The organism is Staphylococcus equorum, assembly GCF_029024965.1.
Classification (GTDB): Bacteria; Bacillota; Bacilli; order Staphylococcales; family Staphylococcaceae; genus Staphylococcus; species Staphylococcus equorum.
On record NZ_CP118982.1, the window covers coordinates 968,389 to 993,591 of the forward strand.

The window sequence follows — 25,203 nt, forward strand, 5'->3', positions numbered from 1 at the left end:
TATAAGCGATTTCATCCTTTTTATTATTTGTTTTAATTTTTTAGGTCTTCAATAGCTTTAGCGATAGAATCAAATACATGTGGAATGTCATCTTTTTCTACACAACTAAAAGCAATGCGAATGTCGGTTGAATTAAGGGCAATAATACCAATAGAGTATTTATTAATTAAGTGTTGGCGTAACTGTTCAGGGTCAACGTCTTTAACTTGTAACGCCATAAAATAGCCTGAGTTAAAATCATAGGCTTGCCAGTATGATGTGTATTTCTCATCATATACAACAGATTTCGTTACTTCATATCTAGCTTGTAACGTGTTGATATTGTGTTGAATTTCTTTATCAAAAGTTTCGTGATTTTCGAGCACGTATTTAACTGCACTTTGCGAAGGTAATGGGCCGCTTGAAATGTTACTTCGAATTAATCCTTTGATTTTAGCTTCTAATACTTGTTTTGTTGTATCGTTTCCGACACCAAAACTGATGAAACCTACACGTAAGCCCCATGCAAAGAATTCTTTTGTTGCACCATCTAAACGAATTGGTAATAAGTTATCTAAATGTAAATTCGTTAATGCTGTGAATAATGACTGTGTATAAACATCTTCGTAAAAGAGTCCGTAGTATGCATCGTCAACTAAAGCGATAACGTTTGTACCACGTTCTGCTAATGATTTTACTGCAGCGACGATAGTATGAACTTCATCTTTTGTTGGTGTATAACCAGTTGGATTATTTGGATAATTTAATATTAAAATGACTTTTTCTTTATTATAATTTTCTAGAGTATTAACTAAATTTTCTGTTGTAAAATGTCCAGCTTCGTCAAAAATATCATACGTTTCGATTTCAGCACTATGTCTTGTACTATAAACGAGTTTATAGTTGCCCCAATTATGCGTTGGGAGTAAGAGTGTATCACCACTATCGACGAACATGTCACCAACTAATGATAAGCCATGTGTTAAAGCATTAGTAAGGATTGGTCTTGTCATGTCTTTCGCATCTAAATCTGGGTTTTCTTTTAATGTTTTTTGTTGCCATAAATCACGAAGAGATTCTAAACCTTGTGGCGGAGCATAAGGGAAGATTTCATCTGGTTCTAAATAATCGAAGATGTCATTTAAAGTATTTGCGTACATCTTACTATCTTTATATGTTGCCATTCCTATCGTGGCATTATATTGTGTGGATTTTGCTTCCGCCGATTGAGATAATATACCTTTCGGATAATACATTAATTTTCCTAGGTCGGAAAGCATGTCTGCAACTTCTGGATTTGATTTAGATAATTGCTCGTTTAAATCTAAAGCTAAAGGATTCATAGTTGGTCAACCTCTCTTTACTTTTTCAATGATAACCTTATATTATCTTGAAATTGCTTAAAATTAAAGTCTTGTGACTGTTTTAGACAGAAAATTTCAAAATTTAGCCATTTATACGAACACATGTTCTGTTTTGTGTTAGAATACGGATAGGCCATCAAAAATCCTACATGGCACTTTTTTCTGTGGGAGGTGTAGTATGATAGCGTGGTGGCAAGAAATAATTACAACTTTATTAACAGGTAGCTTACTTGTTGTATTCCGTGTTTGGTTAGAGAGTAAATGGAAGGACAAATAGGTGGCCTTACACAAAAAACCCCAAGTCTGATGACGCAGACTTGGGGTTGTGTAGTATAATCCGTGGATACATTTACAATTTTATCATCATAGGTAATAGACTGCAAACAATATATTTAAATGTCAATCATAAAAGTAGTTACATAAGTATCAATAATTTTTCTGAAATGAATTGCTTTTAGAAATTAATGCCAAAGTTTGATACAATGATATTGTTTGAGGTGATGAGAGTGAAACATTTAACTAAAATATTTGTCATAATGGCAATGATATTACTCGTTGTAGGCTATTATTTACAGGCTATTGGTCATGAAGATTCTGGTATTAAATTATTAATTGCTGCAATCATGTTTATGATTTGCGCTTTTATTGATCGTAATAATAAGCGTAAGAAAAAAGATAAACAAAATAAATAACATTGTTTAAACATGCTATAAGTGAGATGAAGCGATATGCAAAATCTTACTTATAGCTTTTTTATGTTAACTCGTCCTTTTCAATGAGTAATTATATGGATGTTTGAATACATTTATACTTTACAAGTGTGTATACATTGTATATAGTGTGTATATACAGTTGTAAGGGAGGACGTCCATGAAAATACTTTTGAAAAATAGTGGTGAACAGCCAATCTATGAACAGATTAAGCAACAAATCAAAGAAAATATTTTAAAAGGATACGTTGCTCCTGGTGAACACTTACCTTCGATGAGGGAATTAGCACATGATTTGAGCGTTAGTGTTATAACTACAAAGCGCGCATATGAAGATTTAGAAAAAGATGGTTTTGTCTTTACTATTAGAGGTAAGGGTACATATGTGAAAGAGCAAGATAGTTCAATTTTAAAAGAAAAACAGTTCATGGTGATTGAAACAATGGCTAAAACAATAAGCAAAGAAGCAAAAACCATAGGCATGCCACTTTCAGAATTACAAGAAATCTTAGAAATGATTTTTGAGGAGGACGATGAATGAACGCAATCGAATTAAATGCTGTAAATTATCAGTATAAAGAATTCAAGTTAAATGATATTAGTTTTCGTGTTCCTCAAGGATTTATAACTGGATTTATTGGCGCAAATGGTGTTGGTAAAACGACCATTATTAGAATGATTATGGATTTAATTGAGCCTGATGGCGGAGATGTTTTAATTTTTAATCAAAAAATGAAAGCGCACCCTGAAGCTATTAAAAATAAAATTGGTTTCGTTTATTCCGAATTGTACCTCAATGATAAATGGAATATCCAAAAAATTGAACAGTATGTTTCACCATTTTATAGTACATGGGACCATCAGTTATTTACATATTATCTTGAAAAATTTGATTTACCTTATAAACGCAAAATCAAAACATTCTCAACTGGTATGAAGATGAAGTTGTCTATTGCTATTGCTTTTAGCCATCATGCTGAATTGTTTATCTTAGATGAGCCAACATCAGGGTTAGATCCAATCGTTCGAAATGAAGTTTTGGATGTAATCCAAAAAGAACTCATTGATGAAAATAAAACAGTATTTATTTCCACTCATATCATTTCCGATTTAGAAAAAATCGCTGATTACTTAGTGTATTTAAAAGATGGTGAAATTGTACTAAATCAATTTTTGGATGACATTTTGAATAGATTCAAAGTAGTTAAAGGTGACATGCAGCAATTGGATGAAGAATTAATTCAATTAACACACTATATAGAAGAAAACAAAACAGGATATATCGCCCTTACAGAACATGCTAATATATTTAATGAAATTTTTGGAAACAAGATTGCAATAACTAAGCCAACGATTGAAGATTTAATGGTTTACCTTGAAAAAGGAACCCAGAAGACTGAACAAAAAAATTATGAGACTTAACAACTGGGGGCATTAGATGAAAAATTTACTTATTAGAAATTTAAAATTACGTAAATGGACAATCGTAATATATGCAATGTTATTATTGTTTTCTCCACTGCAATTAATCATAATACCTAATAGTATTTTTACTAATGCGTTATATTCTGCAGTTGCGATGATATTACTTTTTGTTTCTATACTAGATTCTGGTCATGTTTTTCGTTTTAATAGTAAGCTTGGGCACAGAATGGCTTATGACTTTTTTGGCAGTTTACCAGTTTCTAAAAAGTCGTTATTGAATGCTAATTATTTAACAGTTATTATTTTTACATTAGTTGGGGCAGCAATATTATCTTTATATACTATGCCGAATTCTCATGTATCAACGAGTAATATTGATTTTAACATTTCAATGCCATTTTCATACATTGCGGTAAATTTCTTTGCAGTACCTATAGCTTTCAAAAAATATACAGAACAAAAATCTGATTACATTTCTTATATAATTTATTTACTTACAATGGTTATTTTAATACCTGTCATAATCGTGCTACTTGTAGTTGGAATATGTACATTATTTAATTATAGTCTGGGTATATTAAATTATTTTGAAACTATTTTTAATTATGGATTTTTAACTTTAAGTATTTTTTGCTTTGTAGCTAGCTACATCATTCAATATAAAAAATTAATTTAATAATAAAAGGAGGCGCATTTATGGAATTAAAAGATATAACAAAAACGTATGGCAATAACAATGTTTTAGACCATATCAATTTTGATTTTGGACAAAGCCAAATTGTAGGTCTAATTGGTAAAAATGGTGTCGGCAAAACAACATTAATGAAAGTCATGAATGGAAATATTATCAAATATAAAGGGGAGGTAAAGGTAGGTAATAAAGACAATATCGGTTACCTTATTGAACATCCTAAATTGTATGATAATAAATCAGGTTTATATAATTTAAAATTATTTGCCAATGTATTAGGTAAGGGTTTTGATAAAAAATATGCAAATCAAATTATTGATGCTTTTGGTATGAGACCTTATGTGAAGAAAAAAGTTAAAAAGTATTCAATGGGAATGAAACAAAAGTTAGCCATAGCTGTTTCATTAATGAACAAACCCAAGTACCTCATTTTAGATGAGCCAACAAATGGTATGGACCCTGACGGATCAATTGATGTATTGAAAACAATTCAATCACTTGTGCAGGAACTGGATATGAAAATTTTGATTTCTAGTCATAAGCTTGAGGATATTGAATTAATTTGCGATAGAGCAGTGTTTTTACGAGATGGTAATTTTGTTCAAGATGTTGATATGAAAGAAGGGGCACCAACGGATTCTACAGTATTAATCTTAGAACAAAGCAATTTCAATAGTGCTTTAGAATATTTAAATGAAAATTTCGATGTGATTCAATCTAAAAGAGAAAATGGAGAAATCATTATTAAAGCACAATCAAGTTATCAAAAAGTGCTTAAAGGTTTATCAGATATTGATATTTTCCCTGAGTTTATTGAAACACGTAAGAGTTCTTTACGTGATACTTACTTCAATATTAATCAGAAAGGTGGCCAATAATGAATAGTTTACAACTCGTAAAATACGACATTTATAGCATTATTAGAAGTCCATTAACATATTTAGCATTACTCTTAACAATACTTCCATTAATTGGTTTTACAGTTTTATTTGTTCAGCAATCTGATAAAATAGACGGCAATATGTTACTTTCTATAGGTAGTTGGTTCTTTTCTATCATGGGCTTACTATTTGTAATCAAGACAATCACCCGTGATATTTCACAAGGTACGATTCAATTATATATGAATAAAACATCAAGTCGTGTGGGCTACGTTATCGCAAAAGTGATTTCAATTATACTGATTGCCATAATTATTACAGCAATACTTGTTGGATTTGTATTAATCGTGCAACAAATTGTTGACGGTGAAAATATAAAAGTTGATAAAATCTTTGAGTTACTTTGGTTCTTCATTCTATTCCATTTATTCTTTGGATTATTATTATATTTATTTTCATTAGTTGTACCAAAAACAGCATTAATCTTTACTTTAGGTATATTCTTAATATTACTTGTTCCTTTTGCTGAACCATTTATACCTATGATTCCTAAATTTGGTGACAATATTCAAGATGCATTGAAATATATTCCATTTAGTTACTTAACTTCTAAAACGACAACTGGTGATTATACATTCTCTAATTGGCAATGGTTTATTACTTCAGCATCTATTGTAGTACTATTTATCGTTAATATATTCTATGTATCTAAAAAAGATATTTAAAATAAAGATAACCGAAGTTTGAGTCATAAAAAAAGAGACGTATGAATTAACGGTTATAATACCTTAATTCATACGTCTTTTATTAATTTATAATTAGTTTATCTAGAATTGAATCATAAACATATTTCCACATTTGTGAGTCTGTTTTAAAGCGATTAGAAATAATTGCATATGATTCAGTCGATTTATCTTCAAATGTAGGATCATCTTTTGCAGGCAGTTTGGAACGTGTTTCCTCTACAAAATGTTGTACTTGTCTTGCGCGAGGTCCCCAAACTGTTTGTTGTTCAAAATCATCATTTAAAAATACAAATATAGGTATCGATCTCGCAGTACCATTTGTTAAGTATTGATCGATTAAGTCAGTGTTTTCATCACGATGAAAAACACGAGCTTCTAAATTTAATGCTTCACTAATATGTTTAAGAATAGGGATGTTCATCATAGCATCTCCACACCAGTCTTCAGTGATAACTAGAACTTTGCTATAGTTTGATGCTTTAATTTTTTCAAGACGACCATCATCCTCTGGTGTTGAGAATGAATTATATATTGATAGTAAATTCTCTTTGTTTTCAGTCATTGCTTCAATATATTGATCAAGCGGTTGACTGTTTTTGAAATACGTTTCTAAACTTGTCATAATAGTTCCCCCTTTAATTGATTAGATATTATTATATCAATATTTTAATATGAAAGAAAATTATTAATACATATAAAAGTAATATGTTTTAAGATTTCTTCAGGGATGAAAGTGACAAATACCTATGCTATATTTAATTAGTAAAGTAGAGTGTGGTGACAACATTGAAAATGCATAGACTACATAAGCGTCTTATATTTTGTGTGTTTATAACAATGGCTTTTGGAACATTGTTACTGGTTAACTATATCAAGCAAGAACACTCGACTGATTTATCAAAACTATCTATTAATCGTGTCAAAATAGGGTCTGAAATTAATATTGACGAATACGTTGAACAAGACGAAGTCATTTTAAAAAAGTATCGTCTTTATTTAAAAAGAGAACATCCTAATTTAATTTTCAAAGTGAATAAAAAGGATACACGACTTAAAGGTATAACTTTAACTAACGATACTACAGTTCAAACTAATTTTAATGGAACAATCAATAATAATGTTGGAAAAGTTACACAGATACTAGGAACACGTTATAAACAAAAAAAGTTGCGCAAAGGCTTTAATGCTATAATATATAAAGATAAGAAAAATCAAATAAAGTTATTTATTATTTATAAACATGATAAAATAAAGAAAGTTGAAATATATAAGAAATAAAAAATTAAAAATGACATTCCTAATAGGGTATGTCATTTTTGATTTTATATATACGTTTTGCTTCGAATCTTAAGTTTGAATGGCGGTAGATATTTTGGATAAAATCACTTTTTTAAATGAATTAGAGCAAGAATTAGATAAATTACCAAGAAGTGAACGCGATAAAGTGATGTATGAATATGAGGAATATTTTTTTGATCAAGAAAGTGAAGGTAAAAATGAATATCAAATCATTGGTGCCCTTGAATCACCTAAAAAGATAGGCAAAGAGCTAATGGCTAGAAACGCGATTGTATCTGCGGAATTTCGCCCTAATATAAATACAATTGTGAGAGCAATTATGGCATCTCTGGGTATGGGGATATTATCATTAATCATTATTTTAATCCCTATGATATTTGTTGGCATTTTCATGTTTATACTATTACTAGTTGCATTATTTTTCTCGCTTAGTCCGCTATTATTGATTATCAACGGCATAATTAATGATAATTTTAGTTTTGCTATAAGTAACTATTTATTTGCGATTTCCTATACAGGGTTAGGTCTTTTATTATTTGTTATTATTGCAAAATTTGCTCAATTCGTTTATAGAGTGATTTTAAAATACTTACGTTGGAATATTAAAACAATTAAAGGAAGTGCAGTCGAATGAAGAAGTTATTTTTAAGCGGCTTAACATTATTTCTCGTGTGCTTTCTTTTAGCTTGTGTCGCTTGGTTTGGATTTGAAAAACAAAACAACCAACTCAATTCTGTTGATAAAGAAGTTAATGATAAAAATATAGAAAATTTAAACATAGATAGTCAAAATAGTGAGGTTCAAGTTAAGCAAGGTGACGAATTTTCAGTGACCTATAAAGGGAAAAAGAATATTGATATTACGCATAAAAACAAGACATTACATGTTCATGAGACTGATAATACAGATGATCATTATGGATTGAATTTTAATCCGTTCCGACAGTTTGATGATGAGATGGTAGTAACAGTGCCAGATAAAAAACTAAATCATTTAAATGTATCTAGTAAGACGAATATTATAAATATTGATAGTATTAATGTAAAAGATGCATATATTTCAATGAAAGCTACTGGTGCAGCACGTGTGTTTTTAAGTAATGTAGCATTAGACAAACTGTATTATAGAGGTTTGAATTCACCCATTGATATAAAGAGAAGTCAAATTACTAATGCGAATATTAAAACGAAACAGGCGAGTATAACGAGTAAAAAATCATTGATTGAAAAGTCAGTGTTGTTAGCTGACCATGGTAAAATTGATTTGAGTCGAATGGATATTGCATCACATTTTAGAGCTTCTACGCAATATGGTGATATTTTCATGTCATATAATGAGGACCCTCAAGATACGTTGCTAAGATTGAATCCATCTGATGGAACTTCTGAAGTTATCAATAACAATTTTGAAGATAATAAAGTAGGCTCAGGAAAGCATATTTTAGAGTTCTATACAGATCATGGGGATATTTATATAAATTAAATTTATACTGTCATGAATAGAAAGAGTCAGAAAGTACATTTAATTGAAATGCTTAAAGTGAAAAAATAGCTATACACCTTTAAATTAAAAGGGTATAGCTATTTTTAATTTGGAAATAATTACAAATTACTACAAACTAACCACTTAATAATCATAAAAATAACGAGTCGATGTTAGATATAATGAACGATCTAAATCAAGTTACCCAACAGCAAAATGGTGAAAGTAAATGACTAATAAAATAATATAAAAATATGTTAGAATAAAAAAGTGAGAAAGTTGGATAGATGGTGGCTAATCTTAGTATAAAGTGAGGTGGTGCTTATGAAAGTACCGACAAAATCTTTAGAAAGGAGACGCCTTGTGTGGTTCCAATTGTAGAAGCACTACACTTAATGTTAGGTTTCGGTACTTTCATCGTTACCTTATTAGGTTTAGTGGTTGCAATTGTTAAATTAAGCCATAAAAAATAACCATCTCTAACTTTGGCGAGGATGAGATGATTATTTAATCATTATTAAATTCCAGCCACCGTCTTTTTAACGGGCTCATTAGGGCGATACACTTATGGTGTGTTGCCCTTTTTCTATATATAAATTACCACAACATAAAAATATTATCAAATTTTTATGTCGTATTATTATTGTTAGAAGGAAAACAATGTGGTTGTAAAAATAGCTGTATCCCTTGATATTGAAAGTATATAGCATTTGTTGATTTGAAAATCATTACAATATACCACAATCTAACTACTCATTAATCATAATAATAAAGGATCAAATGATTCAATATAACTATCTAAATTTGATAACGCATCAAATTCCATTTTTTCAGTTACATGAGTATAGATATTTAATGTGGTTGTTATATTTATGTGTCCAAGTACCTGTTGTACTAATTTTACTGGCGCTTCCATTATACCTTGTACCATTTTAAATCTAACCCATTCTTATAGAGGCGTTATTTTATATTGCCTGTTCTCAAAAGCAAATGATTCATTTGACGATGCTTATCATTTAACTTAGTTAATAAATTCGATACAATGCATAAATTATATATCAGAATACTACGTATATACCACCTTAATATTGAATTTGTACGTAATATTATGAGGTTTTAAGTTATCCACACATACTAAGAATACTGAAATGAAAGGATTTGACAAAATATAAATGCAAGCACTTTAATTAAGTACTTTCTGGCTCTTTTTATAGTGTGATGATTTAAAATGATAAATATTAATATGTGGCAAAGGTTAAATCAGTGTCAAGATGGCCGTTAATTGAAGTAATATCTAATGATTCGCCATCGAGCCATTTGCCAAAGTCTATTATGGTAGGTGCTTTATTTTCCCCTAAAGTGATATGTGCTGTTAATGATTGTGGTTCATACATACTTGTATGAATTGTACCGGACCAACTTTTGAATAATTTACTATAAATTTCATATTCCGGATTATTAAATAAATTAAATGCGCTCATTTTATCTAGTGATGTAGGTGCTTGTTTTAGAAGGCGATTTAAACGCTCTTTAGATTCTTTTGTAAAATTTCTATTCTCATGTGTTAATAATTTGAAATGATTCGTACAAGTACGATCGTAACGAACATCAACGGAGCGAGGAGAAACTTCGACAATCGCATGATTCAAATGTTTATCCATGACAATGTAACTAAAAGAGCTTCTATGTGGAAGTTCTTTTAGTAATTGTATGGCTTCAGGTACATCTTTACAATATTGTAATATAAGCCTGCCGACCATATAGCAGACGAAGCCATCACCTGGGTGCTTTCTGTGCATGAAATTGTAGCCCATGGATAGACCAGATTCATTCATTCCGTCCATTCTCCCGGTTACACGTGATGTAGGACCTATTTGTGCTAATCCGCCATCAGTAGGTTGGAACAATAAGTAACGACCATCATAAGTTGCAGGGTGGTAATCATAGTTTCGAACCATATAATCTTGACCTAAAAAGACCGTACAGCCACTGTTTTTCAACGGTGTGAATCGATAGTGCGCAAAGTTAAGAATCATTTGACGAGTAGGCAAATTAAGTACTTCTTGCATACCTCTAATTTCTTCCCAAATTTGCGGTGCGTACGTTTGGAAAATGTCATATGTTTCTTTGATATGGATATCAAAGCGGGGCATACGTTTTTTCCATTCTTTCTCTCTATTTTTAAGTAAGGGTGTTTGCTGCATCCACTGTGCTGTTTGTACACCTAAATCAAAGTGTGAACCTCGATGTGTTAAGATGTCTGATTTTACTGATTGCATAGTTTAAAACTCCTATTTATGTGTGTAATCTTACAAAAATGTAACTTCATTGTAACGCTCTGTTAATTGCATTACGTATGACCAGTAGTTATGCTTAAATTAACATCAAGGGACGATTCAGATAGACAAATTCAATGAGGTGATTATTATGTCAAATTATTATGATGCTTTCAAAGATGCAGTCTCCACTTGGTGGGGTCAATAAGATGAGAATAACTAACATTGAATTGGCTAATATTTAACGATATTAGCCCTTTTTTACATATATTGGTAATAAATATAACATCTATCTTTATTCTGATGAGAAGAAAATGTTAAAATAAATAAGACATATTGACTAAAAATTATTGATTTTGCATTACTCCAATAATATCATAAATTCACTTTTTAATATTTAGATTAAAGTAATGGAAAGTGGGTATATATTTATTGATGCTTTCAAGTATGCTATCATTATTGATAGATATGTTAATAATTTATTGAGGTGAATCAGAATGTGTAATTTTATTAAAGGTTTATTTAAATTTGTATTAGGTACAATTCTTACTGTGTCAATAGCAGCAGGTGTTGGTGCAGTAGTTTTCGCTTATATCTTTAAAAAAGATTTCGAAGATATTGAAAGTAAAACAAAAGAAATAGTTTCAGATATTGAAACGAATAATTAAGTTATTGATAGAGCACTTTAGAGTGTTCTCATACTGTCGACAAAGTCTTAGGGCTTCTGTTGGCAGTATTTTTTTTTAGCCACCGTTCAACGAAGTTGTTACGGTGGCTTATGCAGTCGGAAAGACTGCGAACATAGATCCGTTCAACGAAGTTGTTACGGTGGCTTATGCAGTCGGAAAGACTGCGAACATAGATCCGTTCAACGAAGTTGTTACGGTGGCTTATGCAGTCGGAAAGACTGCGAACATAAATCCCGTTCAACGAAGTTGTTACGGTGGCTAATGCAGTCGGAAAGACTGCGAACATAAATCCGTTCAACGAAGTTGTTACGGTGGCTTATGCAGTCGGAAAGACTGCGAACATAAATCCCGTTCAACGAAGTTGTTACGGTGGCTAATGCAGTCGGAAAGACTGCGAACATAGATCCGTTCAACGAAGTTGTTACGGTGGCTAATGCAGTCGGAAAGACTGCGAACATAGATCCGTTCAACGAAGTTGTTACGGTGGCTAATGCAGTCGGAAAGACTGCGAACATAAATCCCGTTCAACGAAGTTGTTACGGTGGCTAATGCAGTCGGAAAGACTGCGAACATAAATCCCGTTCTTCAAGTATAGAAAAGCAGTTAACTATTGTCTTGAGTTATTCTAGTTATATCAAATAATGAAAGTTTAATTGTTTCCTGTGTATGGATTAGGTAACCTTCTAAAAACATATGAGTCATATCTATATTTTTAATTTTTATATGAGTCGTTTCCAACCATCCTGCTTTATAGTATTCGATGTGAATATAGGAATCTGTATGTAACGCTTGATGAAGATGTAAATTTAAGTCATTTAATTGATCGTCTGATAATATAGGACGGTCAATTTTATTTTGATCTACTAAATATTGTTGAATTGTTTCGAATTGTTCTGGCAAAGTTGCAAATGGCGCCCATTTAACCATGCCACGACCTTGCGGGATATTGGCATTAAGAAATTCTCTTGGTATATTTCTATAGTCATTTTCATTTTGATATTTTTTCGGAATCATAAAATCACCTCAACACAATAATAGAACATATGTTCGTGTTATTGCAAGAAGTTTTTCTTTATTTCAAGTTAATAAAGCATGAATCTTAATGTGATAGAAATTGATAATAATCATTATATTGTCATTTAGTATAGATATTTATTAAAATGAAACTACAATAATATGGAGGGGTTTACATGACGACAACAGGTTATATTGGTACGTATACGAAAAAAGAGGGCAAAGGCGTTTATCGTTTTGAATTAGATGAACAAACTGGAAGTGTAACAGAAGTTGAAACAGGATATGAATTAGAAGCATCCACTTATGTAAATCAACATAATTCATTTTTATATGCTGTAACACGTGAAGGAGATAATTGCGGTGTTGCTAGTCTTAAAATAGAAGAAGATGGTAAACTCAAATTAATAAATAAATGTCTTGCTTCTACAAAAGGTAGCGGCTGTTATGTAGATGTATCACCAGACGGAAAGTTTGTTTTTGAGTCTGTTTACGGTGCTGGATTAGCGCGCTTATATGAAGCGAATCCTGAAACAGGTGAAATCATACGTTTGATTCAAGAGTTAGAGCACAATTATCCAACTGGGCCACACGAAAGACAAGATCAGCCACATGTGCATTTTATTAGTACAACACCAGATGAAAAATATGTTGTTGCAATCGATTTAGGTACAGATAAAATAGTAACATACGAATTTAATGATCATGGTTTTAGTGAACATGCAGTGAGTGATTTTGAACCAGGGGATGGACCAAGACATATTACTTTTCATGAAAATGGGAAGTTTGCTTATGTTGTCCATGAGTTATCAAATGTCGTAAGTACAGTAAAATATGAAGACGGAAAATTCACAGAAGTCCAACGACATTCAACAATTCCAGAAAATTTTGAAGGTGATACAAAATTAGCGGCAGTAAGACAGTCACACGATCAAAAATTCTTATACATCACGAATAGAGGGCACGATAGTATTGCCATTTTTAAAGTAAGTGATGATGGTTCAACGATTTCATTCGTTGATATTGTATCAAGTGGTGGCGAATTTCCACGTGATTTCAACATTACTGACTCAGACGATTTCTTAGTTTGTGCACATCAAGAAGGTGACTATACATTGACGGTTTTCAAACGTGATAAAATTACGGGAGAATTAGAAAAAGTCGATCATCACGAATCAGCACCAGAAGGCGTTTGTGTACAATTTTTAAAATAAAGACAATTGAAAATAATTAAAAAAATAACCTAGTATGGATAATACACTGCCATACTAGGTTATTTTCTATTTGTTGAAAAATGTTTTGATGTATTTAAATTTCCCTTTATATGGTGGGAATATAAGGCTTGATTCAAGTCTTGTAGATTTAAATACATAAGATTTATCATGACTAAACGTATCAAAACTATATTTACCATGATATTGTCCTATACCCGAGGCACCGACACCACCAAAAGGTAAGTTTGGGTTTGCGAGGTGCATCAACGTATCATTAATCGCGCCACCACCAAATGAAATTTCATGAAGTACACGTTCTGTTGCATTTTCATCTTCGCTAAATAAATATAAGCTGAGTGGCTTAGGTTTAGTGCGTATTAAATCAATTGCTTCATCAAAGTCATCATAAGGAATGATTGGTAAAATAGGGCCGAAAATCTCATCTTCCATTATTTTAGCATCGAAAGTAATACCATCTAAAATGGTTGGAGCGATGTATTTATCATCTGCATCAGATTGACCGCCAAATGCAATTTCTGTTTTATGAACATTTAATAAATGGTCTAAACGGTCGAAATGTTTTTGATTAATGATACGACCGAAATCTGGACTATCTTGTATAGATTTACCGTAAAATTCAGTGATGGTATTTTTGAGTGCCGCGATGAGTTGGCTTTTGACTTTTCGGTTAACTAAAATATAGTCTGGTGACACACAAGTTTGACCAGCGTTCGTAAATTTTCCGAAACAAATGCGTTCGCTTGCTACTTTGATATTTGCTGATTCATCTACAATCGCAGGAGATTTACCCCCTAATTCTAAAGTGACAGGCGTTAAGTTTTCGCTAGCTGCACGATAGACAATACGTCCTACTTTTTCGCTGCCAGTGAAAAAGACATAATCAAAAGGTAGGTGTATGAGCGATTGTGTAGTTTCTGCGTCGCCTTGACATACACTAATATATTCAGGGTTGAATACATCTTCAATAATTTGCTGTACTATATCTGCAACGTGTGGTGTGAATTCTGATGGTTTAAGTATAGCTGTATTTCCCGCTGCTATTGCACCAATTAATGGTTCAATGAGTAATTGGAAAGGGTAATTAAAAGGCCCGATAATTAAGACCGTACCATAAGGCTCTTTCATGATATAACTTTTAGTAGGGAATAAATAAAGGGGCGTGTTAACTTGTTTTCTTTTCGCCCAATTTTTAAGTTCTTTGCGTGCTGACTTAATGCTTTTTAAAGTGAATCCAATCTCGGTTGCATAAGCTTCCACTTTGTTTTTTCCTAAATCTTTTTGAAGTGCGTCGAGTAATTCATTTTCATGATTTTTAATACTTTTACCCAAGAGTTTGAGTTGTTTTTTTCTAAACTTAAGATCTTTGGTTTCGTGAGTATTAAAATATTGTTTACTATTATGGAAAGTTTGCTCTATTGAATTCAAATGATATTCCTCCTAGTATGAGATGTCGCTATGCTTATGCAAATGGATAAAAAACTGGAACATATTTACTATGTTCCAGAATACTGAGCGGCTAGGTGTTTAGTTTCTTTGTCCACTCAGTGTTTATCATATACTATTAAACGACTTCGTTTAAAGCTTCTGTAATTTGAGGTACAACTTGTTTTTTACGAGAAACTACTCCAGGTAAGAATGCAGTATTGTTTTCAAGTTCAACATTGAAAGCTTTACCTACTTTGTCTGTTTCAGGTCCTACTACTAAAATTTTAGAATCACTATTAATGATGTCAGTCACGACTAACACAAATAAATCATATTTTTCATTTGCACTTGTTTCTAACATAGCTTTTGTTAATTCTTCTTGACGTGCAAAGACTTCATCAATATCCACAGTATTAACTTGTCCAATATGAGTTGAATAATCTCCCATGTTGAAAGATTTTGCATCCATAGATAAGATATCTGAAATTGATTTGTCTGTTGTAGACGCACCTGCTTTTAACATATCTAAACCGTAAGATTCTAAGTCAACATTGGCGATCGCTTTCAATGCTTCTGCAGCTTGCACATCTTCTTCAGTACATGTAGGTGATTTGAATAATAAACTATCTGAGATAATTGCAGAAATCATTAAGCCAGCAATTTCAGGTTTAATTTCAAAACCGCGTTCTTTATACATTTTGTATAAAATTGTTGCTGTACAACCAACTGGTTCAGCACGGTAATATAAAGGTGCTGCAGTTTCAAAATTAGAAATTCTATGGTGATCTACAACATGTTGAATTGTAGCGTCAGCAATTGAATCTGCGCTTTGTTGGAATTCATTATGGTCAACTAAAATAACATTTTGATCAGCTAGATTATCGTTAAGTAATTCTGGCGCTTCTACTTTGAAATGATCTAAAGCAAATTGCGTTTCAGGACCTATTTCGCCTAAACGGTAAGACGCAGCCTCCGAATTACCTGTTTGTTGTTCAAAATCTGCCATGATGATGGCAGATGCAATAGCATCTGTATCTGGATTTTTATGTCCGAAAATATAAGTTTTTGCCATATCTAAATTCTCCTTATTTATATAGTTAATATTATTTTATCATGAGTTTGCATAGTTATTCTACTTCAGCACCTAAGGAATTTTTAAAATGATCTAAAGCCCAATCATGACCTGTTGAATTAAATGAAGCAACGCCTTTATGTGAAATACTGATAGAATAACCTAAATTATAGGCAGTAATCGCTGTATGTAATACACAAATGTCAGTACATACACCAACAATTTCTAAATGTGTTACATTTCTTTCCCGAAGCAAAATATCTAACGAAGTACCGCAAAAAGCATCATAACGTGTTTTATCTAAAAAATGTATGTGATCATTAAATAATATATTTTGATAGATATCATTTACTTTGCCGTAAAGCTCTCTCCCAGATGTTCCTAGAATATTGTGAGGAGGGAAGAGCTTGTTCTCAGGATGATAACTATTTTCTTCAAAATGTAAATCCATCATAAAGAAAATGTTCTGCTGTTTTTTATTATATACTTCAATTCTTTCCACAATATAATGTTCAATTTGTTGGCCTGGAATGCCACAAGTCATTTTTCCGTTATTTGCAACAAAATCATTTGAATAATCCACTACAATAAGTGCACTTTTTTTCATAATTTGTGAACACTCCTAATATTAAAGATAATAAGTATTATATACTAAGTAGATAAATCAATAAAGCTACAACAAACGCGTTTGAAAATCCTTAATTAAGTTTATTATAAAGTATTGAGAAAGAGAGGGATTGTCCTATGATGATTAATGCAAAGGAATTTGGATTAAAAGGTAAAAGTAAAAGCGCAGATACACGAGCAATGCAACGTGCATTGAATTATGCAAAAAAATATCCTTCGACAACAATATATGTACCTAAAGGTGAGTTTCATATACGCAAGTCACTGGTTATTTATGAGTCTACAACATTATTGCTAGATAAAAGCGCAGTTCTTAAAAGATGTGGGAAAGATGCCTTACTAAAAAATGGTAGAAGATTTAAACCTTACTATGGTTATAACGGCAACAGCCATATTTATATTGCAGGAGGAACATTTGATATGAATGGCTATGATTTCCCTTATAATAATACAGCAATGTGTATAGGACATGCCCAAGATATTCAAATTGTCGATGTGACCTTTAAAGATATTATAGGTGGTCATGGACTGGATGCATGTGGGGTAAATGGATTATATATAAATAATTGTAAATTTTTAGGATTCAATGATAGTGATGGGACAAGAACTTTTTCAGAAGCAATTCAGTTAGATATTCAAGTACCAGGTGCGTTTCCTAAATTTGGGACGACAGACGGAACGATTACAAAAAATGTAATAATAGAAAATTGTTATTTTGGCAATTCAGATACGCCTACGATGCAGTCCTGGAACAGGGCGATTGGTTCTCATGCAAGTCGTTATAATCAATTTTATCAAAATATCCATATTCGTTTTAATACATTTGAAGGGATAAAGCAATATGCACTAACACCTTTAAAATATAAAGATACGTATATTCATCATAATATTTTTAAAAACTGTGCTGGTGGTGTTCGTTTTTTAGCAGTTAAAGATGGTAAAAATGCAAAAGATTTAAAAGGGAAACAAAGATCAACTCAAGCAGGGTGTAATTTAAATATTTATCGAAATAAATTTGTTGGAACGATAGAGAAATATGCAATTCGGATTCAAAGTTATAATAATATAAAACATAAAAATATTTTTATTGCTCAAAATGAGTTTGATGAATCGCCGCCTAAAATGTATTTGAAAGACATTAAAAATTTATTTTTATCTTATGATGATAAAATTTAAAATAATGTTAAGTCTAATTAAACATGATTAGAATGCTACATTGACATTATAAAGGCTGTATTTGTAAGCGGTTTAGCATTGATATTTCATTAAGATTATATTATGTTATAAACTAAGAAATGTTATGAATATTCAGAAAAGTAACTTTAGAGGGGGACGAATATGAACAATTTGAACAAAGGGGATATGAGAAGGTCACAATATTTAATGTTTTTTTCTAACAAGAAAGAAAAGAAGTCTTATAACAGTGGACAATTAATAGGCTTAATATTGGGGCCACTATTATTTGTTTTAACATTACTATTTTTACAGCCTGAAGGTTTATCAAGTAAAGGTATATTTGTTTTAGCAATAACACTTTGGATTGCAACGTGGTGGATTACTGAAGCTATTCCGATTGCAGCAACGAGTTTGTTACCATTAATATTGATGCCAATTGGACATGTATTAAGTCCAGAAGAAGTTTCATCACAATATGGTAATGATATTATCTTTTTATTCTTAGGCGGTTTCATTTTAGCGATTGCCATGGAAAGATGGAATTTACATACCCGAGTTGCTCTAACGATTATCAATACATTAGGGACAAGTACAGGAAAGATTTTACTAGGATTTATGATTGCGACAGCCTTTTTATCCATGTTTGTGTCGAACACTGCCGCTGTTATGATTATGATTCCGATTGGTTTAGCAATTATTAAAGAAGCCAGTGAATTAAAAAATAAAGGCATTAAAGATTCAAGTATTACTAAGTTTGAGCAATCCATAGTTTTAGCAATTGGTTATGCCGGTACAATCGGTGGTCTTGGCACGTTAATTGGGACACCGCCTCTGATTATTTTAAAGGGACAATATCAATCTGCATTTGGTGAAGAAATTAGTTTTGCTAAATGGATGATTATTGGTGTACCAACGGTTATTGTTTTACTATTCTTAGTTTGGGCATACATACGATATATAGCTTTTAGACATGATATGAAAGCATTACCAGGTGGTAAAGCGTTAATTAAAAGAAAATTAGATGAATTAGGCAAGATGAAATATGAAGAGAAAGTAGTTCAAGCTGTGTTCATGCTTGCTAGTTTCTTATGGATAAGCAGAGAGTTTTTACTGAAAAATTGGACATATACTTCAGAAATAGATGATGGAACTATAGCTATGTTTATTGCAGTCTTGCTCTTTTTAATTCCTGCTAAAAATAAAGAACAACATAAACGTATTATAGATTGGGATGTGGCTAAAGATTTACCATGGGGTGTATTAATTCTCTTTGGTGGGGGCCTAGCGCTAGCGGAAGGGATATCATCAAGTGGTTTAGCAGCATGGCTTGGCGATCAGTTGAAACTGATAGAAGGTGTGAGTCCTTTAATCATTGTAATAGTCATTACCGTATTTGTACTGTTCTTAACTGAAATTACATCTAATACTGCAACTGCAACGATGATATTACCAATTCTTGCAACATTATCAGTTGCTGTAAACGTTCATCCGTTATTGCTGATGGCACCTGCTGCAATGGCGGCGAACTGTGCATTTATGTTGCCAGTAGGTACGCCACCGAATGCAATTGTATTTGGTACAGGACGTATTAGTATTAAAAGAATGGCGTCTGTCGGCTTTTGGATAAACATGCTAAGTATTATCGTTATAGTACTCGTTGTTTACTTCCTAGTACCACCAGTATTAGGTATAGATGTAACCAAGCCATTGCCACTTAAATAATAATATAGATAAATAAAACTCTCCATTTCTAAATAATGAAATGGAGAGTTTTTGGTTTGTTTAATTGAGTTATATAAAAATAAACTTAACTTAATTTATTAAATGAACCAATAATTGAGACTTGGAAGTCTAGCGTGTTTAAAATTTTAATAACCTTAGCCAAATCTTCATTGATTGGTGTGTCTGCTTGTACAAAAAAGTGGTACATTCCGAGTTGTGTTTTTAAAGGTCTAGACTCAATCCAAGACAAGTTAATATTAAATAAAACAAAAGTATTTAATATGCTTGCTAATAAACCAGGTTTATCAAATTGAGGCGTGATGAGCAATAATGTATCGCTCGCATCCTCTACATCCTCGATGCTACTCGGTTGGTTACTAACGACTAAAAAGCGCGTTACATTATGTGGGAAGTCTTGTATGTTTTCCTCAATAGGTGAATAGCCGTATGCTTCACCACTACCTAAAGGTGCAATGGCACCAACGTGATTAGTTATTTTTTCCAAACTTTTGATTGTACTGTCTACATAGTCATACGTGAACCCTTGCTTTTGTATGTACTGACTCGTTTGACTAATCGCAGGCGCAATAGAATAAACTTTTGAGATATCATTTACTGTAGCACCTTGAGAACCATACAACGCGAATTGAATATCTAAATGAAGTTCACCTTGCGCAAAAATATTTTGTTGTGTTAATGCATCTGCGACAATATTAATCGTCCCTTCAATTGAATTCTCAATTGGTACTACGGCGATACTGTTATCATCGTTAGAAACAGCTTGTACTACTTCGTACAGGTTAGATTTGGCTTCAAAATCCATTTCAGATTCTGATTTATATTGTTTTGCTGCTAAGTATGAAAAGGTCCCTTTTGGGCCTAAATAATAAAGTTTCATGTGACGTTACCCCTTGTTTATATGTGTAAGGATAGAGTGTTTAATGGAATGGACAACCCGTAGATGTTGATTTCTTATAAAAGAAATTAGGTTCTCGAATTTCATTTTTATAACCATGATGATAATTTGCCACCAATGTTGGAGATAACGAAGGTGATAACCATGACCATTTACCAGTAACATCTCTTCCTTCTTTTGTTTCATTCTTTTCAAATCGTTCAAACTGCTTAGAAGCAGTCAAATGATCAACAATAGAGACGCCTTCATTTTTAAAGGAATGATACACTGCATCATTTAGTTCGACAAGTGCACGATCTTTATTGAAAGAATTATTCTTAAGTGTATCAAATTCAAATGCTTCTGCAACACTTTCTAGCAAATTATAACGATAACTATCTGTAAAATTACGAACAGCAATCTCATTTACCATATACCAACCGTTAAATGGTGCTGTTGGATATGTAATGCCGCCAATTTTTAAATCCATGCTTGATATAATAGGAACGGCATACCATTTTAAACCGAGTTGTTTTAACTTTGGATAGCGGTCATGTGTTATAGGAACTTCCTTAATTAATTCTGGGTTATAACTATGATATTTTAAATTACCTTCAGGCATTTTATAAATTAAAGGTAAGACATCAAAGTGAGTATGTTCTCCTGTCCATCCAAGATGTTCAGCGAGTTGCGTTATACTTCGTTCAGCAGGGTCGCCTTGATCTGAATAACCTGCATATCTGATTAATTGATTATTATAAATTTGTGGTGGTTGATGCTGTGAAAAGATAGTGATATAAGGTTTGATTTTTCCATTATTTGTTGCAGTTGTTATGTGATTTTCAATTGTAGCTATAAATTCATCTTCAGTTTGAATATCTCTTGCGTCTGCAACAGTTAATGAATTCCAAAAAAATCGACCAATACAACGATTAGAATTCCTCCAAGCCAATTTAGCACCATAAGTAAGTTCTTCAATTGTATGTTCATACGTGCCATTTGTTTGAATAGCAATTTCAATTTCTTTAATTCTATCTAATGTAACATGTTCATCGTAACTTAATTCTTTATGCATTGTTTTAATAAATGATTTAGCTTCATTTAACATATAAACACCTCACTTAGTATTATAAGTGATTACAGTTAATTTATAATTATAAAACTATAAATGTCACTACTTTGTCGTTAGTAATGTCACACTTTTATCAAAATTTAAAATAATGAACAATAGCAAACTGAAAATGTTGTACGAATGCTATTAAATAGGATGGTATTTCAGGTGCTAACAACGTTTCTTTTATGCTAAACTAATAGAAAAGCTGATTGGAGAGATTTTTGTGTACCAATACGAAGACGATACATTAGTATTGCATAATGATTTATATCAAATAAATATGGCTGAAAGTTATTGGAATGATGGTATTCATGAACGATTAGCAGTCTTTGATTTGTATTTTAGAAATATGCCATTCGACAGTGGCTATGCGGTTTTTAATGGATTAAAGCGTGTGATTGAATATATAAATCAATTTCATTTTTCAGAATCAGATATAGAATATTTAAAATCTATTGGCTATCAAGAGGATTTCTTGAGTTATTTAAAAGACTTGAAATTTACTGGTAATATTCGCTCAATGCACGAAGGTGAGCTTTGTTTTGGTAATGAACCATTAATGAGAGTAGAAGCGCCACTAATACAAGCTCAATTAATAGAAACGATGCTATTAAATATAGTGAATTTCCATACTTTGATTACAACAAAGGCGAGTCGTATTCGACAAGTTGCGCTGGATGATATGTTAATGGAATTTGGTACACGCCGTGCGCAAGAAGCGGGCGCAGCATTATGGGGAGCCAGAGCATCATACATTGGTGGCTTCAATTCTACAAGTAATGTAAGAGCAGGAAAGTTATTTGGCATTCCAGTATCTGGTACACACGCCCATGCAATGGTGCAAACATATGGTGATGAATATATTGCTTTTAAAAAATACGCCGAGCGACATAAGGACTGTGTGTTTTTAGTAGATACATTCCATACGCTAAAATCTGGTGTTCCGACAGCAATTAAAGTTGCAAAAGAATTAGGGGACAAAATTAATTTCGTAGGTATTCGATTAGATTCAGGAGATATTGCTTACCTTTCTAAAGAAGCGCGACGTATGTTAGATGAAGCTGGATTTACAGATGCCAAAATTATTGCTTCAAACGATTTAGATGAACAGACAATCACGAGTTTGAAATCACAAGGTGCAAGAGTTGATTCATGGGGTGTAGGTACTAAATTAATTACAGGCTATGACCAACCAGCACTTGGTGCAGTTTATAAGCTCGTTGCTGTTGAAGATAGTTCTGGCGCATATGTTGATCGTATTAAACTCTCAAATAATGCAGAAAAAGTAACGACGCCAGGCAAGAAAAAGGTATACCGTATCATTAATAAAAAAACGAACAAAGCTGAAGGAGACTACATTACATTGGATCACGAAGATCCGTATGAAACGACGCCGCTTAAACTTTTTCATCCTGTCCATACCTACAAGATGAAATTTATAAAATCATTTATAGCGAAAGATTTGCATCATGATATTTATAAAGACGGTAAATTAGTATATGATTTACCAAGTGAACAAGAAGCACAAACTTATTTGAAAGAAAATCTTACCTATTTATGGGATGAAAATAAGCGTCATCTTAACCCACAAGAATACCCTGTAGATTTAAGTACAGCATGTTGGGAAAATAAACATAAACGTATATTTGAAGTCGCAGAACATGTAAAGGAGATGGAAGAAAATGAGTAATTTACAAGAAATCATTGTTAAAGAAATGAATGTCCAACCAATGATTGACAGTGAACAAGAAGCGCGTAGCATAATTCAATTTATTAAAAGCTATGTACAATCTCACTCTTTTATCCAATCTTTAGTGTTAGGTATTTCAGGTGGCCAAGATTCCACTTTAGCTGGTAAACTGTGTCAAACTGCAGTTAATGAGTTAAAAGAAGAAAAAATTCATTGCCAATTCATTGCTGTTAAATTACCATATGGTGAACAAAAAGATGCAGCCGAAGTGGAAGATGCATTGAAGTTCATCCAACCGGACGCAGTAGTAACGATTAATATTAAATCAGCTGTAGATCAGAGTGTGCAATCACTAAAAGATGCTGGTATTTCACTTACTGATTTTCAAAAAGGAAATGAAAAAGCACGTGAACGTATGAAAGTACAATTCTCAATTGCTGCAAATAAACAAGGTATAGTAATCGGTACGGATCATTCGGCTGAAAGTGTAACGGGTTTTTATACGAAATATGGTGATGGTGCTGCTGATATTGCACCGCTATTTGGTTTGAACAAACGCCAAGGTAGACAATTATTAAAGTATTTAGAAGCGCCGAAGCACTTATATGAAAAGGTGCCTACTGCAGATTTAGAAGAAGACAAGCCACAATTACCAGATGAAGAGGCACTAGGTGTGAGTTATGATCACATAGATGATTATTTGGAAGGCAAATCAGTACCAGATGATGCACAAGAAGTTATTGAGCGTCATTATATTAAGAGTGCACATAAAAGAGAATTAGCTTATACAAGACACACATGGCCTAAAAATTAACTGCTATAACCGTAAGTTTTTAGTGACAAAATATAAACTTACTGATAGAATTACTTGAATTTAATGTAACAGAAAGGAAAATGGACATGTCAGTGATAACATCTACGCCATGGTTAATGGTTTTAGCCATTTTTATAATCAACGTTGCTTATGTAACATGCTTAACGATGAGAACGATATTAACCCTTAAAGGTTATCGCTATGTTGCTGCAATCGTGAGCTTCTTGGAAGTCCTTGTATATGTTATTGGTTTAGGTATGGTAATGTCTAGTTTGGATCAAATTCAAAATGTACTTGCATACGCCTTTGGTTTTTCAATAGGTATTATTGTTGGTATGAAGATTGAAGAAAAACTAGCACTTGGTTATACAGTAGTCAATGTAACTTCATCTGAGTATGAGTTAGACTTACCAAGACAATTAAGAGATTTAGGGTATGGTGTGACACATAATACTGCATACGGCCGAGATGGCAAACGCTTGATTTTACAAATACTTACACCGAGACGTTTTGAAGCTAAATTAATTGAGACGATTAAACAAATTGATGCAAAAGCATTTATGGTCGCATATGAACCGCGTACAATTCATGGAGGGTTCTGGGCGAAAGGTGTTAAAAGTAAAAAACTTAAACAATATGATACGGATGAAGTTGAAAGCATATGAAAAAACAACAAAAATTCAAAGTCGAAGAACACGAGTCAATTCAAGATTGTTTGGGTCGCATGCGTGAAGCTGGCTATACACCAGTTAAACGTTTTGAAAAGCCTGTTTACAAAGAAAATAAAGACGGCAGCGTAGAGGTACTTAAACAAGAAATTGAGTTCGTAGGCAAATTACAAGAATGATAAATATGGGAGCCTGATACATGTATTTAT

General features: G+C 32.3%; 29 protein-coding genes. 19 read left to right on the forward strand and 10 right to left on the reverse strand.

Annotated elements, in window-relative coordinates; all coding sequences use genetic code 11:
- Positions 1-32: 32 nt before the first annotated feature.
- On the reverse strand, positions 33-1,322 hold the full coding sequence (locus PYW44_RS04575) for an aminotransferase class I/II-fold pyridoxal phosphate-dependent enzyme (RefSeq protein ID WP_115075971.1): 1,290 nt from the start codon (positions 1,320-1,322) through the stop codon (positions 33-35).
- A 202-nt stretch (positions 1,323-1,524) separates the two neighbouring features.
- On the opposite strand from PYW44_RS04575, the gene PYW44_RS04580 reads away from it, so the two are divergent.
- From PYW44_RS04580 to pmtD, 7 genes are all read left to right on the forward strand, one after another.
- Positions 1,525-1,620, forward strand: a complete 96-nt coding sequence (locus PYW44_RS04580; RefSeq protein WP_230456587.1) for a Trp-rich small protein — start codon at positions 1,525-1,527, stop codon at positions 1,618-1,620.
- Positions 1,621-1,849: 229 nt separating this feature from the next.
- Positions 1,850-2,035 (forward strand): SE1626 family protein, encoded by a 186-nt coding sequence (locus PYW44_RS04585; RefSeq protein WP_002507152.1) that lies wholly within the window; start codon positions 1,850-1,852, stop codon positions 2,033-2,035.
- A 178-nt stretch (positions 2,036-2,213) separates the two neighbouring features.
- Complete coding sequence (gene pmtR, locus PYW44_RS04590; protein ID WP_115075972.1) at positions 2,214-2,594, forward strand: PSM export ABC transporter transcriptional regulator PmtR; 381 nt, start codon at positions 2,214-2,216, stop codon at positions 2,592-2,594.
- Positions 2,591-3,475, forward strand: coding sequence for a phenol-soluble modulin export ABC transporter ATP-binding protein PmtA (gene pmtA / locus PYW44_RS04595; protein WP_064782802.1), 885 nt, complete (start codon positions 2,591-2,593; stop codon positions 3,473-3,475). The genes pmtR and pmtA overlap by 4 nt, the downstream gene beginning before the upstream one ends.
- 16 nt (positions 3,476-3,491) lie before the next feature.
- On the forward strand, positions 3,492-4,154 hold the full coding sequence (pmtB, locus tag PYW44_RS04600; protein ID WP_021339980.1) for a phenol-soluble modulin export ABC transporter permease subunit PmtB: 663 nt from the start codon (positions 3,492-3,494) through the stop codon (positions 4,152-4,154).
- A 20-nt stretch (positions 4,155-4,174) separates the two neighbouring features.
- Complete coding sequence (gene pmtC / locus PYW44_RS04605) at positions 4,175-5,047, forward strand: phenol-soluble modulin export ABC transporter ATP-binding protein PmtC (protein WP_002507156.1); 873 nt, start codon at positions 4,175-4,177, stop codon at positions 5,045-5,047.
- Positions 5,047-5,775 (forward strand): phenol-soluble modulin export ABC transporter permease subunit PmtD, encoded by a 729-nt coding sequence (gene pmtD / locus PYW44_RS04610; RefSeq protein ID WP_002507157.1) that lies wholly within the window; start codon positions 5,047-5,049, stop codon positions 5,773-5,775. The genes pmtC and pmtD overlap by 1 nt, the downstream gene beginning before the upstream one ends.
- Positions 5,776-5,857: 82 nt before the next feature.
- Here pmtD and PYW44_RS04615 read toward each other — a convergent pair whose 3' ends face one another.
- The gene (locus PYW44_RS04615; protein WP_002507158.1) at positions 5,858-6,418 is read right to left on the reverse strand and encodes a thioredoxin family protein; all 561 of its coding nucleotides are present in this window, start codon (positions 6,416-6,418) and stop codon (positions 5,858-5,860) included.
- Between the two features lie 215 nt (positions 6,419-6,633).
- Here PYW44_RS04615 and PYW44_RS04620 point away from each other — a divergent pair, with 215 nt between their 5' ends.
- The 4 genes from PYW44_RS04620 to PYW44_RS04635 all read left to right on the forward strand — a co-directional run bounded on the left by PYW44_RS04620 (position 6,634) and on the right by PYW44_RS04635 (position 9,050).
- On the forward strand, positions 6,634-7,074 hold the full coding sequence (locus PYW44_RS04620; protein WP_231111012.1) for a hypothetical protein: 441 nt from the start codon (positions 6,634-6,636) through the stop codon (positions 7,072-7,074).
- A 79-nt stretch (positions 7,075-7,153) separates the two neighbouring features.
- Positions 7,154-7,729, forward strand: coding sequence for an HAAS signaling domain-containing protein (locus PYW44_RS04625; protein ID WP_002507160.1), 576 nt, complete (start codon positions 7,154-7,156; stop codon positions 7,727-7,729).
- A complete protein-coding gene (locus tag PYW44_RS04630; RefSeq protein WP_021339982.1) occupies positions 7,726-8,577 on the forward strand; it encodes a DUF4097 family beta strand repeat-containing protein in 852 nt (283 codons plus the stop codon). The genes PYW44_RS04625 and PYW44_RS04630 overlap by 4 nt, the downstream gene beginning before the upstream one ends.
- Positions 8,578-8,942: 365 nt before the next feature.
- Positions 8,943-9,050, forward strand: a complete 108-nt coding sequence (locus PYW44_RS04635) for a putative holin-like toxin (RefSeq protein ID WP_002511402.1) — start codon at positions 8,943-8,945, stop codon at positions 9,048-9,050.
- Between the two features lie 287 nt (positions 9,051-9,337).
- Here the strand turns inward: PYW44_RS04635 and PYW44_RS04640 are convergent, their stop codons facing one another.
- Both PYW44_RS04640 and PYW44_RS04645 read right to left on the reverse strand, forming a co-directional pair.
- On the reverse strand, positions 9,338-9,508 hold the full coding sequence (locus tag PYW44_RS04640) for a tyrosine-type recombinase/integrase (RefSeq protein WP_021339983.1): 171 nt from the start codon (positions 9,506-9,508) through the stop codon (positions 9,338-9,340).
- A 307-nt stretch (positions 9,509-9,815) separates the two neighbouring features.
- The gene (locus PYW44_RS04645) at positions 9,816-10,856 is read right to left on the reverse strand and encodes a C45 family autoproteolytic acyltransferase/hydrolase (RefSeq protein WP_021339984.1); all 1,041 of its coding nucleotides are present in this window, start codon (positions 10,854-10,856) and stop codon (positions 9,816-9,818) included.
- A 494-nt stretch (positions 10,857-11,350) separates the two neighbouring features.
- Between PYW44_RS04645 and PYW44_RS04650 the strand changes: the two genes are divergently transcribed.
- Positions 11,351-11,521, forward strand: coding sequence for a hypothetical protein (locus PYW44_RS04650; RefSeq protein ID WP_002507168.1), 171 nt, complete (start codon positions 11,351-11,353; stop codon positions 11,519-11,521).
- A 624-nt stretch (positions 11,522-12,145) separates the two neighbouring features.
- Here the strand turns inward: PYW44_RS04650 and PYW44_RS04655 are convergent.
- Positions 12,146-12,556 carry a YolD-like family protein gene (locus PYW44_RS04655; protein ID WP_002507169.1) on the reverse strand — a complete coding sequence of 137 codons (411 nt, stop codon included), beginning with the start codon at positions 12,554-12,556 and terminating at the stop codon, positions 12,146-12,148.
- Positions 12,557-12,732: 176 nt separating this feature from the next.
- Between PYW44_RS04655 and pglS the strand changes: the two genes are divergently transcribed.
- Complete coding sequence (gene pglS / locus PYW44_RS04660; RefSeq protein ID WP_021339833.1) at positions 12,733-13,770, forward strand: 6-phosphogluconolactonase; 1,038 nt, start codon at positions 12,733-12,735, stop codon at positions 13,768-13,770.
- 66 nt (positions 13,771-13,836) lie between these two features.
- On the opposite strand, the gene PYW44_RS04665 is transcribed toward pglS, so the two are convergent.
- The 3 genes from PYW44_RS04665 to PYW44_RS04675 form a co-directional block, all read right to left on the reverse strand.
- Entirely contained in the window at positions 13,837-15,216 is a 1,380-nt protein-coding gene (locus PYW44_RS04665; protein WP_002507171.1) for an aldehyde dehydrogenase, read from the reverse strand.
- Positions 15,217-15,352: 136 nt separating this feature from the next.
- Positions 15,353-16,288, reverse strand: coding sequence for a manganese-dependent inorganic pyrophosphatase (locus PYW44_RS04670; protein ID WP_021339832.1), 936 nt, complete (start codon positions 16,286-16,288; stop codon positions 15,353-15,355).
- Between the two features lie 55 nt (positions 16,289-16,343).
- A complete protein-coding gene (locus tag PYW44_RS04675; RefSeq protein ID WP_021339831.1) occupies positions 16,344-16,895 on the reverse strand; it encodes a cysteine hydrolase family protein in 552 nt (183 codons plus the stop codon).
- A 137-nt stretch (positions 16,896-17,032) separates the two neighbouring features.
- Between PYW44_RS04675 and PYW44_RS04680 the strand changes: the two genes are divergently transcribed.
- Both PYW44_RS04680 and PYW44_RS04685 read left to right on the forward strand, forming a co-directional pair.
- Entirely contained in the window at positions 17,033-18,091 is a 1,059-nt protein-coding gene (locus PYW44_RS04680; protein ID WP_021339830.1) for a glycosyl hydrolase family 28-related protein, read from the forward strand.
- Between the two features lie 162 nt (positions 18,092-18,253).
- A complete protein-coding gene (locus tag PYW44_RS04685; RefSeq protein ID WP_021339829.1) occupies positions 18,254-19,813 on the forward strand; it encodes an SLC13 family permease in 1,560 nt (519 codons plus the stop codon).
- A gap of 85 nt (positions 19,814-19,898) precedes the next feature.
- Here the strand turns inward: PYW44_RS04685 and PYW44_RS04690 are convergent, their stop codons facing one another.
- Together PYW44_RS04690 and PYW44_RS04695 are read right to left on the reverse strand one after the other, a co-directional pair.
- Positions 19,899-20,711, reverse strand: coding sequence for a prephenate dehydratase (locus PYW44_RS04690; RefSeq protein WP_002507176.1), 813 nt, complete (start codon positions 20,709-20,711; stop codon positions 19,899-19,901).
- A gap of 40 nt (positions 20,712-20,751) precedes the next feature.
- Complete coding sequence (locus PYW44_RS04695; protein WP_021339828.1) at positions 20,752-21,816, reverse strand: nitric oxide synthase oxygenase; 1,065 nt, start codon at positions 21,814-21,816, stop codon at positions 20,752-20,754.
- Between the two features lie 229 nt (positions 21,817-22,045).
- On the opposite strand from PYW44_RS04695, the gene PYW44_RS04700 reads away from it, so the two are divergent.
- The 4 genes from PYW44_RS04700 (at position 22,046) to PYW44_RS04715 (ending at position 25,173) form a co-directional block, all read left to right on the forward strand.
- Positions 22,046-23,512, forward strand: coding sequence for a nicotinate phosphoribosyltransferase (locus PYW44_RS04700; protein WP_002507178.1), 1,467 nt, complete (start codon positions 22,046-22,048; stop codon positions 23,510-23,512).
- Positions 23,505-24,326, forward strand: a complete 822-nt coding sequence (nadE, locus tag PYW44_RS04705) for an NAD(+) synthase (protein WP_021339827.1) — start codon at positions 23,505-23,507, stop codon at positions 24,324-24,326. Before PYW44_RS04700 ends, nadE begins: the two co-directional genes overlap by 8 nt.
- An 86-nt stretch (positions 24,327-24,412) precedes the next feature.
- Positions 24,413-24,991: a DUF2179 domain-containing protein gene (locus PYW44_RS04710; RefSeq protein WP_002507180.1), complete on the forward strand. Its 579-nt coding sequence runs from the start codon at positions 24,413-24,415 to the stop codon at positions 24,989-24,991.
- Positions 24,988-25,173 carry an NETI motif-containing protein gene (locus PYW44_RS04715; RefSeq protein WP_002507181.1) on the forward strand — a complete coding sequence of 62 codons (186 nt, stop codon included), beginning with the start codon at positions 24,988-24,990 and terminating at the stop codon, positions 25,171-25,173. Before PYW44_RS04710 ends, PYW44_RS04715 begins: the two co-directional genes overlap by 4 nt.
- Positions 25,174-25,203: the final 30 nt, after the last annotated feature.